Below are 14,476 nucleotides of genomic sequence, written 5' to 3' on the forward strand. Positions count from 1 at the left end.
CGGATACATCGTCGACGTGATCAATCTCGTCAAGGAACGCACATGGCATCACCTACCGCCGTTCTTCTGCGACGGCTCCACGAAGAGAGCCGGACCGAAATCATCGCCCGCGCCCGCGCGCAGTTCCCGGGATCGAACGAGGAGCTTCTGTCGTTAGCAGAGGAATACGAAGCGATCGCCCCTCGTCTGCGCGGGCGGTTTCTCGAAACGTTCGGGCTGTTCACCGACGACTTCGAATCCCCGGAAGGAAGCCGGCTATCGTTGGCCGTGTCGCCGGAAACGGGCGGGTTCTTGCGCAACATGGTGCTCTCGCAACGGCCGGCCCGCATCCTCGAACTCGGCAGCTCGTGCGGCGTGTCCACGCTGTATTTCGCCGAGGCACTGCGCACGTTGGGCCGTGGCGTGGTCGTCGCGACCGAGCGCGACCCGCTCAAGTGCGCCCGATTGCGCGATCACGTCGGCACGGCGGGCCTGGACGCCCATGTCGACATCCGGGAGGGCGACGTATTCGAGACCGTTGCCGAGCTGGACGGGCACTTCGACATGGTATTCATCGACGTCTGGGCCGACGCCTACCTGAAGTTGTTCAGGCAGATCGAGCGCTTGCTGCGCCCGGGGTCGATCGTTCTGGCCGATAACATGTACACGGCCGAGGACGCCGTTCGACCGTACAAGCACTATCTCGATGACGATCCGCGCTTCTCGACCATGACACTGGATTTTGAATCCGGGATCGAATTCACGGTCGTCGTTTCTCGAGCGGACATGGCGTCGCAGGGCCCTTGCCGCGACGGCGCGCAGTGAAGGGCGCAACCGTCGATCGCCGGGCATCCCGCTTCGGATTTCGCCCGCCAGCGGTCGGCGCACGCGGGCGTTGCGTGACCGCGGCCGTAACCGTGACCGTGCGCGGAAGATGCGACCGTCTGCCGTGGGCCGCCGGGCGACCGATAGCCCGGCCATCCGCGAAGCATCAGGAACGATGCGTGAGCGCGTTCCCGCGCCCCGCATCGACACACGCTCAAACCGGATTGATCTCGTCCTGGCTGCGCCGCGTCGTCAGCGGCCCGAGCACGCGCAGCGTGACGGCGACAATGCCGAGCGCAACCGAGATCACGCCGAACATCGCGCCCGCGCCGTAACCGCCGAGCACCGGCAGCAACACGAACGGCAGCGCACCGCTGACGATGCGCGACAGCGCATAGGTACTGCCGATCGCCGTCGAGCGCACGCGCGCCGGAAAGATCTCCGCCTGGTACACGTGATACGCGTTGCTGAACACGTTCGACGCGCAGGTCGTCAGGAACCCGAAGCCGACGATCAGCACGGTTTGGCCCGAGTACGCGAAGCACAGCCCGAACGCCGCGATCGACAGGATCGACGCAATCACGAGCGTGCGGCGCTCGATCCAGTTGAGCAGCGGAATCGACAGCAGCGAGCCGACCGGATAGCCGATGAACGACAGCGCGATGAACAGCGTACTGTCCGTCACGTCGAAGCCGCGGCTCTTCACGACCGTGCCGGCCAGCGTGCCGAAGCCGTAATAACCGAAGCCCTGGAACAGATGAAAGATCGCGAGCATCAGGTAGCGCGCGCCGTACGGTTCGCGCCGCAGCAGCGCGATACGCTCGCCGAGCCCGAGCGGCCGTTGCGGCTCGACCGGTTCCGCGAATTGCTCGGGCACGCGCACGCCGGTGCCCTCAGCGAAGCGCCGCAATGCCGCGTACGCATCGGCGGTGCGGCCCTGCGCGAGCAGCCAGCGCGGGCTTTCCGGCAGCCGGTGCTGGACGAACAGCACGTACACCGCGCCGAGGCTGCCGATCGCGAGGATGATGCGCCAGCCGGCCACGCCGCCCACGTGCAGCGGATTCAGCCACAGCGCGAGGAAACCGACGAGCGGCACCGCGACATAGGAAGTCGTATAGGCCCACGCGGCGAGCCGCCCGCGCTTTTCCTTCGGCAGGATCTCGGACAGGAAGCTGTCGGCAACCGGATAGATCGCGCCGACGCCGATGCCGGTCAGGAACCGGCACGCGACGAGCATGTCGGCGTTCACGGAGAACGCACCGACCAGCGAGAACGCGCTGTACCACGTGAGCGTCAGCAGGAACGCCTTGCGCCGGCCGATGCGGTCGGCGAGGCTGCCGAGGCACATCGCGCCGACGAACATGCCGATGAACGCCGAGGCCAGCAGCAGCTTGAAATCGGTGCTCTGCCGGCTCAGCCCGTATTCGTTCTGCAACGCGGAACCGATCGTGCTGACGAGGAAGATCTCGTACATGTCGAAAAACAGCCCGATACCGATCACCCAGACGACGAACCGGTGCAATGCGCCAACCGGCAGGTCGTCCATGAAATTGCCGAGCGTGACGCGGCGGGCGGGGAGGGCCGACCCGGCAGCGCCCGTGCCGGCGGCGGACGCAGGTCGTGCGGGCGCGGGTTCGCCCGCGTTGCCGCCGAGATCGAGGGAATGGCTGTTCATCGTGTCTCCTGATTATCGGTACGCCGTGGCGCGAAGCCCGGCCGTTCGCGACCGGCGCGATGCATCCGGTCGCACGACGTGGCGGCAGGCACCGCAAGGCCGTTGAAAGGGCCGGACAGGCGGGCTGTACCGATCGTCCGGCACATGGTGGGCAAATCCGCGGCACGTGATAATTGCGGATGTTTCAAGCATCCTTTCCCGCGCAGAAAGGGTGCGGAACACGCGACAGCCGGCATCCGCGCGTGAGGCCCGTGCAGCCTGCGTGGCGTGCGGTCGCGCACCGGAACCGCCGGCGCGCTCACGCAACCGGCTGGCCGGGAAAACCATGAGGCCCGTTGCGCGACTGCCGGCGAAACAACCGCCGGCAGTCGGGCCGTCATGCTCAGTCGGCCGGCACGAACGCCGCCCCGTGAAACACGCGCACGGGGTTGCCGCGCTCGAGCGCAAAGTGCTGCATCCGCCGCTGCCGGCGCGCGTCGGACGCGTGACGGTCGGCTTCCTGCTGCAGTCGAACCTGCAGCAACTGCAGCGCGAGGCGCTTGTTCGCGTGCTGGCTGCGCTCGCTTTCCACGCGCACCGACAGGCCGGTCGCGACATGAGTCGCACGAATCGCCGAGCTCGTCTTGTTCACGTGCTGGCCGCCCGGCCCGCGTGCGCGCATCGCTTCGAACCGCACGTCGCCATCCGGCAGCGGCTGCGCGTCGGCGCAGCGCGTGACACCGATGAACCAGTTCTTGCGCGGATGGCGCAACCGGTACGGGCTCGCGCAAATCCATTGCAGCGTGCCCGTCCAGCGGTCCGCCAGCGCCTGCGCGCCGGCACCGTCGAGATCGAGCAGCGCCGAGCGCAGCGTGCCGGGCCGCTCGCCCGGCTGCACATCGAGCATCGTGACGACGACGCGCTGCGCATCGGCTTCCGCCTGCAGGCGCCGCAACGCATTGGCCGCGGCGAGCTGGCACTCCAGCGGCCCGTGCGCGGAAGAAATCTGCATCAGCATCGGCCTGCCTCCCCGGACGTCTTGTAGGTCAGCACCGGCGCGAGCCGCGCGAGCTTGCGCAGCAGGCCGGCCGCCTCGAGCGCGTCGACGACGCTGTCGATCGGCTTGTAGGCCTGCGGCGCTTCCTCGTACAGCAGTTCGCGGTCTTCGCAGACGACGTGGCTGCCGAGCGGCGTACGCGTGAGCTGCGACGGCGTGAAGCGCCGTTCGAGACGCCCCTTGCAATCGCCGCGCGCCCACTTGCGGCCCGCGCCGTGTGCAAGCGACGCGAGGCTGGCCGCATCGTCGGGCCGCACGGGGGCGACGAGATAGCTGTAGTCGCCGCGCGACCCGGGAATCACGACCGGCCCCGCATCGGCCGGCGTCGCACCTTTGCGATGCAGCCAGCCGGGCTCGCCGTCGACGCGCGCGCGGCTCACCAGGTTGTGGTTCACGTCGAGCACGCACCGGCCGTCGCTGCGCCAGCGCGCCAGCATGCGCCGCGCGATCAGGTCGCGATTCGCGATCGCGTAGCGCAACGCCGCGTCGTGGCGCGCAAGGTATGCCGTGCATGCGGCATCCGTGTCGTCGAGCCCGTTGTAGCCGTGCTCGCGCATGTGCTGTTCGAGGATCGACTGGCCGAAACCGCGCGACCCGCTGTGCACGAGCAGCAGCAGGCGGTCGTGATCGAGGCCGAGCGCCTGGACGGCATCGGCGTCGTACACCGCGTCGATCCGCTGCGCTTCCGCGAAATGATTGCCGCTGCCGATCGTGCCGAGCGATGCCGCGAACGCGTGATCCGCGAACCCGGCGGCCGCGATGAGCGGCTGCCAGCTTGCATCGGGCGTGGTGTCGATCGAGCCGAGCCGGCTCGCGAGCTTCGACGCGCTGACGCGCCGCGCATCGAGCGCGGTTTGCCACAGCGCCATTCCGCAGCCGATATCGCCGCCGATCAGCGCCGGGTACAGCCGGCCCGTCGAAAAGAACGCGGCGCCGACCGGGTAGCCGCGTCCGGGGTGAAGATCGGGCATGCCGGCGACACGCCGCATGCCGGGGAGGGTGGCAGCGTGTTCGAGCTGCCGGATGGCCTCACCTTCGATCCAGGTGGTGGCGCAAGCGCACAAGGTGACGCGCTCGCCCAGGTATTGCATGGAATTGCCCATGGAGGTTTCCGTTCGATGAAAAGGTAGAACGGCGGGCCATGGCACAGGCAGCGCTCGAATGCGCTGCCTGACATCGGAAGTCGGGAAGAGGGCGGCACGACCGGATCGGAACGACCCGGCTCATCGCCGTGACGGCGATACGGTGTGCGGCTGCGTGGCGTGAACGATGAAACGGACGAACGCGAAAAACCCGGACTACGACCCGCGACGGGAGGAGCGTTGGCGTGACGTCATGATGTTCTTCTCCTTGCGAGTGAGGGGTTGATCGGAATGGCGGCGACTCTAGCATGCACGCAGCGGGCGCAGCAAGCGGGTAGCGCGGCGGTGCCCATCGAATCGTCGCCCGATGTGGCGAAAAACACACATATAGACATCCTGACAATGTTCGTGCCGATGGCGCGTGCGGCACGCCACAGCAGGTATTCAACGCATGCAGGCGGCCGCATCAGCGGGTTCCGACAGCGCTTGACAGTGCAAAAGCCGTTTCGTAGCATCCGCCTGCTTCATCCCTGAACCCTCATCGAACCGGTGATCCAAGTGCCCGCAAACATTCGTCCCTTCGCCTGATACGCCGACGACTGCCGTCCCGGCCGCGTGTCGTCCTGCCCGTTTCCGTCTGCCTCGCGGCGCCGGAACGTCGACTGCAGGAACGCGCCCGGACAAGCACTGACACCGCAACGCACACCAGACCGTTCGTTCACGTCGTCGGCTTTTTCCCCTGTTTCCGGAGAAAGACCATGACGCTGGATTTTCGCGCATACGCGCAATCGCTCGACCTCGCCCGCTACCCGCGCACGCCGCATCTCGAAGGCTCGCGCCTGCAGGACGGCGACGAAGGTCGCGAACACGTTCCCTATCGCACCCTCGCGGGCGCACACATCGTCGTCGAGGAAAAGCTCGACGGCGCGAACACGGGCATCAGCTTCGGCCCGGCGGGCGAACTGCTGCTGCAGTCGCGCGGCCACTATCTGGCCGGCGGCGGCCGCGAGCGGCAGTTCGGTTTCGTGAAGACGTGGGCCGCCGCCCATGCAGGCTGGCTGCTCGACCGCCTCGGCGATCGCTACGTGATGTACGGCGAGACGATGAGCAAGAAGCACGCAGTGTTCTACGACGCGCTGCCGCATCACTTCTTCGAATTCGACGTGTTCGACCGCTCGACGGGCCGTTTCCTGTCGACGTGCGCGCGTCGTGCGCTGCTTGCCGACGGGCCCGTGCTGTCGGTGCCCGTGCTGTACGAAGGCATCGCGCCGGCGCGGCTCGCCGACCTGAAGGCCCTGCTCGGCCCGTCGCTCGCGAAGACGCCGGACTGGCGTCGCGCGTTCGAGGAAACGGTGCGGCGGCAGGGGCTCGACCTCGCGCGCGCATGGCAGCAGTGCGACAAGTCGGCCCGCGCGGAAGGGCTCTACGTGAAGGTCGAGACGGACGACACGACGACCGCGCGCCTGAAGTGGGTCCGCCACGATTTCGTGCAGGCGATTCTCGAATCGGCGCGCCATCACTCGGAGCAGCCGTTCATCCCGAACCTGCTCGCGCCGGATGTCGACCTGTATGCGCCGCGGCCGACGGTCACGTGGCGATCGATCGCCGCGACGCGCGCGCACCCATGAATGCGGAACGGCCCTGCGCCGTTTCGAGAGGAGTCTTGATCATGAAGTACGAACAACTGCAGGCACTCGTGCCCGCGCCCGGACGGCAGCCGGACTACCGCGCATGCATCGCGGCGTTTCCCGCGCTCGAACAGGCGAAGACGACACCGCAGGAACCGGCGCATCACGGCGAAGGCGACGTGTGGACGCATACGACGATGGTGATCGATGCGCTGCTCGCGTTGCCCGGTTATCAGGCCGCATCGCGCGCCGACCAGGAAATCGTGTTCCTGGCCGCGCTGCTGCACGACATCGCGAAGTACCGCACGACGGTCGTCGATCCCGTCACCGGCGCGATCGGTCATCCCGGCCACTCGCGCAAGGGGGCGATCGATGCGCGTATCGCGCTGTGGGATGCCGGCGTGCCGTTCGCGGTGCGCGAGGCGATCTGCCGGATGATCGCCGTGCACCAGGTGCCGTTCTTCGCGATGAGCGGGTCGCGCCGCGGCACGCCCGAGTTCATCGCGCGCGAACTGTCGTGGCAGGTGAGCCTGCCGCTGCTGTGCCTGCTCGCCGAAGCCGATATGCGCGGGCGCATCTGCAGCGATACGCAGCGCGTGCTCGACAACATCGAACTGTTGCGCGAACTGGCGCGGGAGGAAGGGTGTTATGGCCAGCCGCGCGCGTTCGCCGATGCGCACACCGCGCTCAGCTACTTTCGCGGCGCGGACGTGCATCCCGACTATCCGCTGTTCCGCACGCCGGGCTCGCGGGTCGTCGTGATGTCGGGCCTGCCCGCGTCGGGCAAGAACACCTGGGTCGCGCGGCATCATCCGGACCTGCCCGTCGTGTCGTTCGACGATGCACGCGATGCATTGGGGCTGCGCCATGGCCAAAACGAGGGCGCCGTCGCGCACCATGCGGTCGACGCCGCGAAAGCGCTGTTGCGGGAGAAGCGGCCGTTCGTGTGGAACGCAACGAACCTGTCGCCGCTGATGCGCAAGAAGACGCTCGACCTGCTGTTCGCGTACGGCGCCGACGTGACGCTCGTCTATCTCGAGCAGCCGCGCGCGGAGCTGTTGCGCCGTAACGCGCGGCGTGACACGTCGCTGACGAACCGCGCGCTCGAGGCAATGCTGCCGCGCTGGGATCCGCCGCTGCCCACCGAGGCGCACGCGGTGCGGTACGAAGTCTGATGCGGCAACGTCGCGGCAAACGTCACCGCACGAGCCGGTATGCCGCCCGTCATTGCGGCATACCGGCTCGCATCATTTCAGCGCAGGATTCTGCTGCGTCGCACACGCGCGCAACGCGGTGACGAGATCGGGCTGGCCGAGCTTCTCGAACAGGTCGGCCATTTCCATCTGCGCGAATGAAAGATGAGGGCGCTGGGGCTACTTCTTTATACCTTACCCCGGCTGGCGGCTCGTACACGTTGTTCCGGACGCAGTCATCCTCGCCGATGTATGTGTTCCCGACGTGGAGCGCTCCGTCGAAATCGACGAATAGTATCGGCGCCAAATTGTTCATGACCAATTGAACGGGTACAACTTGCCAACGACGTCTTGAAGGCGTTGCTTGAGAACGCTCGTGTTCATTTGACACCAGCCGTAAGCTGAATCTCTAATCGCTTGTCAATTCTTGAGGCGTTGCCCTGCTTCATTTCCGAGGGACCGACCGCCGCAGCGATTTTCGGGATTTTCTTTCGAATCGCGTCCCGCCTGCGAGCGCGACCTTGAGTTCCTTCTCGGCATCACGCGATATGGCCAGCTGGCGGTGCTCTGCGCGACTGCGGTCCATGCTGTCGTGCCCCGTCATCACGGAAAGTATTGAGGAGTTCGCATGAGCGAGATGTTCCATTTCCACGCTGTACCCATATAGCCGATGAAGTCCGAGTGCTACGGCGCACGACCGCGAGTAGCCGCCCTCACAGTGGACGACAATCGCGGTGATTTCGCCGGGCAGGGATTCGACGAACGAGCGAATCATGTCAGCGTGCCCGGGGGTGAATGCATGAGTGAGGCTCTTGATTGCTTTTCTGGACAGGTCTGATTTCAGGAAGTCCACGTCAGCGAAGCTCAGACGTAGCAGGTGGTCGAAGCCGTCGAGATTGGCTGTCGAGCGCTCCGGAGCAGTGATTGAGATGACGGCCACCGACGGCAGACGGGGCAGTCTTTCTGCTTCGCTTCGCGACACCGTGAATACCTGACGTGCGTGGTCAACTGGTGACCGATACAGCTTGCCAACGACGTCCTGAAGGTGTTGTGTCATACCACTTCCCGAAAAGTTGATTCAGTGCAATGCAGCGGCGTCGGGCGAGTCAACTCGTAGCGCACTGCAGCATTACCCGCGTTCTCGAGCGACCACAATTTTCTCCGAGAGCCCTGTCGCGCCAGCGCGTTACCGCTGACGAGCAACCCAGATTCCCGGCAATGTCACAGCTGATATCTCAAGGTCGATGTCCAGCGGATAGTGCCGAAGGTGTAACAGCGCGGCGTCCCGAACTATGTCGCGCGTGGTGGCCCCGATGGGGGAGCCACGCAGTGGCAAAAGCTTGCGCGTTTCGAGGACGGCTTTCGTGCGCTCGTACGCTGTGGTCATCGGAGACGGTTCACCAATATACGTTGACCGCCCGGAACCTGACGCGACAACGTCACCGCACGAACCGGTACACCGCCCGTCATTGCGGCATACCGGCTCGCATCATTTCAGCGCAGGATTCTGCTGCGTCGCACACGCGCGCAACGCGGTGACGAGATCGGGCTGGCCGAGCTTCTCGAACAGGTCGGCCATTTCCATCTGCGCGACCGGATCGCCTTCGCGCGCCGCGCGCCAGCGCAGCGACGCGATCATCCCGCTCATGCCCTCGCCGGGCGTTTCGCCGTCGTAGCCCGACATCGCCTGCAAGACATCCGCGAGCTTGTTGTAGCCGGCCGGCACGTGATGAACGAGCAGCCACGCAATCGCCGGCTGCGCGCCTTCCCAATCCTCGTCGTCGAGCGAACTGCTCGCGAGGCGCGCGGCCGCACGCCACGAACCGAGCGATGCGGCCTTCGCGTAGGCCTTGTCGGCGTCGCGGCCGCGCGACGACGGCGCCGCGTCGAACGCGGCCTGCGCTTCGGCCGACGGCGGCGGCAGCGCGAGCTTCGTGCAGCTGAACGCACCGGCATCCGGTGCGTTGCCGGGCAGGCCGGCCCAGCGCGCCTGGTCCTTCAGCGCACGATCGAGCGTGGGCCGCACGTCGCTTTCCTTCATCGACGCGAACACCCAGTCGGTACGGACATGGCGCGCGGCGTCCCAGTCGCTTTCGGCGGCGGCATGTTGCGCGAACGCGAGGCAGGCCGCCACGCAGCCGATGCGGAACAGGTTTCGGACAGGAGATTTCATCGCCGATCGCACCTCAACTCGCCACGATGATGAAGGTGGTGAGCGCGATCGGAAACAGCGCGAGGCCGAGCAGGCCCAACGCGCCATCGGCCGCCATCGCGATCGGCGACAAGGCCAGCTTCGCGCCGCGGCCGACAGCCGTCAGCTTGTCCGTCACCGTGACCTCGTACGGCCGATTGAACGCCTGCGGGACTGACGAAGACGTGACATCGTTCGGCAGATAGCGCTTGCCGCTGATCCTGCCTTCCGACTCCAGGTAGGCACCGTCCTTCTTGAAACCGTCCGCGAGCGCACGCTCGCGCACGTCGGAGCCGGTCGGCGCATCCGCGTAGTCCAGCCGCATCGTGTATTGACCGGTAATCGCGTCGCCGTGCGCCTCGAAATCGCTGAACGCCGTGTGAATCTTGGGGCGATAGGGGGCGTTGAGCACCGTCGCAAGGCTCGGCGGCATCTCGAAGATGTAGTGATACTTCTTGCCGAGCACGACGAGCTGTTTGCCGTCCGCGGTAATCAGGAACGTCGACAGGGTTTCGTCGTATTTCGAATCGCTCATCCACGCCTTGGTGACGGGGCCGAAATTGGAGCAGCCGGCAAGCATGCCGGACGCGGCCACGGCGGGCAGCGCGAGAAATGTTCTTCTTTTCATGAGTGCGGGTTGGTTGTGGTTCGTTATTCAGCGGAACCGCTTGAATGTCGGACGCTGCGTTCGACGAACGCGGCGCCCTGACGGCCGTTCGTGCGGTTTCTTCGCCTGCGCATTGTAGGGCCAAAGCGGCAAGTGCAGCATCCCCCGGGCCGGGCATCGCACCGGTGTGCGGTAGACTGCTCGCTCGCTTGCCTGCCGCCCATCACACGGCCGTTCGCACCCGGCCCGCTCAAACCATGGATCGAATCGACGCGATGAAGGTGTTCGTCGCCACGCTGGACGAAGGCAGCCTCGCGGGCGCGGGCCGCAAGCTCGGCCGGTCGCCGGCGGCGGTCAGCCGCGCGATCGCGTTTCTCGAAGCGCACACGGGCACCGCGCTGCTGTACCGCACGACCCGGACGATCCGGCTCAGCGAAGCCGGCGAACGCTACGCCGCCGCGTGCCGCCGCATCCTGTCCGATCTCGAGGAAGCCGACATGCTGGTCGCCGACGAACGCTCGGCGCCGCGCGGCATGCTTACCGTCACCGCACCGGTCGCCGCGGGCGAGGACGTGCTGCGCGCGCTGCTCGACGAATTCATCGAACGCCATCCCGCCGTGTCGATCCGCCTGCAGTTGCTCGACCGTCCCGTCAGCCTGATCGACGAAGGCATGGACGTCGCGCTGCGGATCGCGCACCTGAGCGATTCGACGCTGGTCGCGATTCCGGTCGGCGCGGTGCGGCGGGTCGTCGTGGCGTCGCCCGATTACCTGGCCAGACATCCGGCTATCGAGACGCCGGCCGATCTCGCCCGGCACCGGATCATCTCGATGACGCATTTCGGCCTCGATTCGTGGAGCTTCCCGCCGTCCGCGCCGACGGCGCTGCCGCAGGTCGTCCAGTTCGCGCCGCGCTTCATCATCAACACGATCCGCGGCGCGGTCGCGTCGGCCGTCGCCGGCCACGGCGTCACGCGGCTCTTTTCCTACCACGTCGCCGAACCGGTGCGGGACGGCACGCTGCGGATCGTGCTGCGCGACAGCGAACACGCGCCATTGCCGATCCATCTCGTCACGCCTTACGGGCGCCTTTCCGTACCGAAGGTGCGTGCGTTCGTCGATTTCGCGGCGCCGCGCCTGCGCGAGCACTTCGCGCGGCTGGCGGCCATCACCGACGGCGATTGAACCGGGATGCGGAAGAATGGCTTTCGAGTGACGGCGATTCACTCGGCAATCGGCTCAATCTAGACTTCCTTCAACCAACGGACGCGCATGGCGCCCGTTCAGCGAATGGAGGTCAACATGGATCGAGCGCTTCCTGGCCGGCCCCGCGCCCGTGCGTTCAGCGCGCGCCGCGTCGGATCCGGCATCGGCGTTGCGCGTTTCGCCTTGGTGCCGTTGCCGGCGCACTTCGTCGTGCAAGGGTTTGCCGCACCGATGACCGCAACGGCGAGGGCGCAATGAGCACGATCTCGCCAGCCCCCGCCGCGGCACGGGCCGAACGGCCCGCCGCCGGCTACGCCGAACGCAACGCGCGCTACTGGCGGCGCAATCTCGCCGTCTGCGTGTTCGGGTCGTTCACGACGCTCGTCAGTCTGAGCATGCTGCTGCCGTTCCTGCCGCTGTACGTGCGGCAACTCGGCGTCGAAGCGCAATCGGCCGTGATCCAGTGGTCGGGCGTCGCGTTCGGCGCGACGTTTCTCGGCACGGCCGTCACCGCGCCGCTGTGGGGCCGGCTCGCGGACCGCTTCGGCCGCAAGCCGATGCTCGTGCGCGCAGCGATCGGCATGGCGATCGTGATGTCGCTGATCGGCGTCGCGCACAACGTGGTCGAACTCGTCGTGCTGCGGCTGCTCGCGGGGCTCGTCGGCGGTTACGCGTCGGCCTCGACCGTGATGGTCGGCACGCAGGCGCCGCGCGAACGCGCGGGCTGGGCGCTCGGCATCCTGTCGACCGGCGCGCTCGCGGGCAACCTGGTCGGGCCGCTCGTCGGCGGGCTGCTGCCGGGCTGGCTCGGCATTCGCGGCACGTTCTTCGCCGGTGGCGCGATGATCGCCGTCGCCGCGCTGCTGACGATCTTCGTCGTGAAGGAGGATTTCCACGCGGGCACCGACGCGAAACCGCGCACCGCGAGCGCGACGGCCGGCACGTCGCGCGGCACGAATCGTGCGGCGGTGGCCGCGCTGCTGGTGACGGCGATGATGGTGCTGCTCGCGAACATGTCGATCGAGCCGATCATCACCGTCTATATCGGCGGCCTCGGTGTCGGTGGCGATCATCTCGCGCGTATCGCCGGCGTCGTGATGGCGTGTTCGGCGCTCGGCAGCATGCTGACCGCCGCCCGGCTCGGCGCGCTGGCCGACCGGATCGGCAGCTGGAACGTGATCATCGGCTGCCTGTTGCTGACCGCGCTCGCGATGGTGCCGCAGGCGTTCGTCACACACTGGTGGCAGCTCGCCGCGCTGCGCGCGCTGATGGGCATGACCCTCGCGGGGTTGCTGCCGTCGATCGGCAAGCTCGTGCGGCAATCGGTCGACGAGCGCGCGACCGGGCAGATGCTCGGCTACCTGCAGTCCGCCCAGTTCAGCGGGCAGGTGATCGGCCCGGTGATCGGCGGGCAGATCGGCGTCGCGCTCGGGCTGCATTCGGTGTTCTTCGTGACGGGTGCGCTGCTGGCGGCTTGCGCGGGGCTCGCGCATTGGGCGCGCGGCCGATAGCCGCTGGCCGCTGGCCGGCGGGCCACGGGCGGGCGTAGGATGGGCGCAGCAGCAGGTGCCGCGCCGCGCAACGCGCGATGTCGTACGCCGTCGCCGCGACGGCAAACCCCGCACCGCACGGCTGCGCGCCTTTTCGACAGAACTTTCATGCGACCGGCTGCGCGCGAGGCACGACCCACGCGCACCGATCCGAACCCGACCCACGCGCTTCGGCCCGCATTCGGTCGAGGCATTTCGATTGCGGATCTTGCAGGAGGCCAGCGCCATGAATCAATCGACCGACAACCGGACGCTGTTGCGCACGCTCGGCGTGCGCACACCGATCGTCCAGGCGCCGATGGCCGGCGTCAGCACGCCGGCGCTGGCGGCCGCCGTGTCGAATGCGGGCGGGCTCGGCTCGCTCGGCGTGGGCGCGACGAACGCCGACGGCGCCCGCAAGATGATCCGCGACACGCGCGCGCTCACCGACCGGCCGTTCAACATCAACGTGTTCTGCCACCGGCCGGCACGCGCCGACGCGGCCGTCGAACGCGCCTGGCTCGACTGGCTCGCGCCGGCGTTCCGCGAATACGGCGCGACGCCGCCCGCATCGCTGTCGGAGATCTATACGAGTTTCGTCGCGGACGACGCGATGCAGGCGCTGCTCGTCGAAGAGAAGCCGGCCGTCGTCAGCTTCCATTTCGGGCTGCCGTCCGCGGACGTGATCGACGCGCTGAAGCGCGCGGGCGTCACGCTGTTCGCGACCGCGACGAATCTCGACGAGGCACGCCGGATCGCCGCCGCCGGCATCGACGCGATCGTCGCGCAGGGCATCGAAGCGGGCGGCCACCGTGGCGTGTTCGATTCGACCGCCCGTGACGACCGCCTCGGCACGTTCGCGCTCACGCGCCTGATCGTGCGCGAATGCGCGCTGCCGGTGATCGCCGCCGGCGGCATCATGGACGGCGAGGGCATCGCCGCCGCGCTCGCGCTCGGCGCGCAGGCCGCGCAGCTCGGCACGGCGTTCGTCGCGTGCCCGGAGACAGCGATCGACGACGGTTATCGCCGCGCGCTGCTAAGCGACGCCGCACGGCGCACGACGTTCACGGCCGCGATCTCCGGCCGGACCGCGCGCGGGATCGCGAACCGGCTGACCGCGCTCGGCGACGACCCGCAGGCGCCGGCCACGCCCGCGTACCCGATCGCCTACGACGCCGGCAAGGCGCTGCATGCAGCCGCGAAGGCAAAGGGCGAATTCGGCTACGGCGCGCAGTGGGCCGGGCAGGCGGCGCCGCTCGTGCGGCAGCTGCCGGCGGCCGAGCTGTTCGCCGCACTCGAACGCGAGACGCGGGCGGCGATCGAGCGGATGCAGCACGTGCTGGATTGATCGCACGATCCGCGCTTCACACGCGGCGGGCCGCATGCGCATGCCGGCGATCGGAGAATGCAACCCGATTGCCCGCCGCCGATTTGAAACGTCCTGTATCTGCGCAAACCGCGGATACATCGCGATACATCGCAGGTTCGGGCGTCCGCTATAAAGCAGGCATGACCTCTTCTGGAGT

General features: G+C 67.5%; 13 protein-coding genes. 6 read left to right on the forward strand and 7 right to left on the reverse strand.

Annotated elements, in window-relative coordinates:
- Window positions 1-42: 42 nt before the first annotated feature.
- Entirely contained in the window at window positions 43-804 is a 762-nt protein-coding gene (locus DPV74_RS09005) for an O-methyltransferase (protein ID WP_119337023.1), read from the forward strand.
- A gap of 214 nt (window positions 805-1,018) precedes the next feature.
- On the opposite strand, the gene DPV74_RS09010 is transcribed toward DPV74_RS09005, so the two are convergent.
- The 3 genes from DPV74_RS09010 to DPV74_RS09020 all read right to left on the reverse strand — a co-directional run bounded on the left by DPV74_RS09010 (window position 1,019) and on the right by DPV74_RS09020 (window position 4,618).
- Window positions 1,019-2,479 (reverse strand): MFS transporter, encoded by a 1,461-nt coding sequence (locus DPV74_RS09010; protein ID WP_119337024.1) that lies wholly within the window; start codon window positions 2,477-2,479, stop codon window positions 1,019-1,021.
- 382 nt (window positions 2,480-2,861) lie between these two features.
- Window positions 2,862-3,476, reverse strand: a complete 615-nt coding sequence (gene prfH, locus DPV74_RS09015) for a peptide chain release factor H (protein WP_119337025.1) — start codon at window positions 3,474-3,476, stop codon at window positions 2,862-2,864.
- Window positions 3,470-4,618, reverse strand: coding sequence for an RNA ligase RtcB family protein (locus tag DPV74_RS09020; RefSeq protein WP_027787381.1), 1,149 nt, complete (start codon window positions 4,616-4,618; stop codon window positions 3,470-3,472). Before DPV74_RS09020 ends, prfH begins: the two co-directional genes overlap by 7 nt.
- 737 nt (window positions 4,619-5,355) lie before the next feature.
- Here DPV74_RS09020 and DPV74_RS09025 point away from each other — a divergent pair.
- Both DPV74_RS09025 and DPV74_RS09030 read left to right on the forward strand, forming a co-directional pair.
- Window positions 5,356-6,225 carry an RNA ligase family protein gene (locus DPV74_RS09025; protein WP_119337026.1) on the forward strand — a complete coding sequence of 290 codons (870 nt, stop codon included), beginning with the start codon at window positions 5,356-5,358 and terminating at the stop codon, window positions 6,223-6,225.
- 41 nt (window positions 6,226-6,266) lie between these two features.
- Window positions 6,267-7,400 (forward strand): AAA family ATPase, encoded by a 1,134-nt coding sequence (locus DPV74_RS09030; protein WP_119337027.1) that lies wholly within the window; start codon window positions 6,267-6,269, stop codon window positions 7,398-7,400.
- Window positions 7,401-7,863: 463 nt separating this feature from the next.
- Here the strand turns inward: DPV74_RS09030 and DPV74_RS09035 are convergent, their stop codons facing one another.
- The 4 genes from DPV74_RS09035 to DPV74_RS09045 form a co-directional block, all read right to left on the reverse strand.
- Entirely contained in the window at window positions 7,864-8,475 is a 612-nt protein-coding gene (locus tag DPV74_RS09035) for a hypothetical protein (protein ID WP_060372729.1), read from the reverse strand.
- Window positions 8,476-8,604: 129 nt separating this feature from the next.
- Window positions 8,605-8,805 carry a BPSL0761 family protein gene (locus tag DPV74_RS41955; protein ID WP_060372730.1) on the reverse strand — a complete coding sequence of 67 codons (201 nt, stop codon included), beginning with the start codon at window positions 8,803-8,805 and terminating at the stop codon, window positions 8,605-8,607.
- Between the two features lie 102 nt (window positions 8,806-8,907).
- The gene (locus DPV74_RS09040; protein ID WP_059588346.1) at window positions 8,908-9,591 is read right to left on the reverse strand and encodes a hypothetical protein; all 684 of its coding nucleotides are present in this window, start codon (window positions 9,589-9,591) and stop codon (window positions 8,908-8,910) included.
- Window positions 9,592-9,604: 13 nt separating this feature from the next.
- Window positions 9,605-10,237 (reverse strand): hypothetical protein, encoded by a 633-nt coding sequence (locus DPV74_RS09045; protein WP_027787377.1) that lies wholly within the window; start codon window positions 10,235-10,237, stop codon window positions 9,605-9,607.
- A 236-nt stretch (window positions 10,238-10,473) separates the two neighbouring features.
- Between DPV74_RS09045 and DPV74_RS09050 the strand changes: the two genes are divergently transcribed.
- The 3 genes from DPV74_RS09050 to DPV74_RS09060 all read left to right on the forward strand — a co-directional run bounded on the left by DPV74_RS09050 (window position 10,474) and on the right by DPV74_RS09060 (window position 14,298).
- Window positions 10,474-11,400, forward strand: a complete 927-nt coding sequence (locus DPV74_RS09050) for a LysR family transcriptional regulator (protein ID WP_119337028.1) — start codon at window positions 10,474-10,476, stop codon at window positions 11,398-11,400.
- A gap of 275 nt (window positions 11,401-11,675) precedes the next feature.
- Window positions 11,676-12,932, forward strand: a complete 1,257-nt coding sequence (locus DPV74_RS09055) for an MFS transporter (protein WP_119337030.1) — start codon at window positions 11,676-11,678, stop codon at window positions 12,930-12,932.
- Window positions 12,933-13,197: 265 nt separating this feature from the next.
- Window positions 13,198-14,298 carry a nitronate monooxygenase family protein gene (locus DPV74_RS09060; protein WP_119337031.1) on the forward strand — a complete coding sequence of 367 codons (1,101 nt, stop codon included), beginning with the start codon at window positions 13,198-13,200 and terminating at the stop codon, window positions 14,296-14,298.
- Window positions 14,299-14,476 lie beyond the last annotated feature (178 nt).

The organism is Burkholderia sp. HAN2018 (genome assembly GCF_024704855.1).
Classification (GTDB): Bacteria; Pseudomonadota; Gammaproteobacteria; order Burkholderiales; family Burkholderiaceae; genus Burkholderia; species Burkholderia cepacia.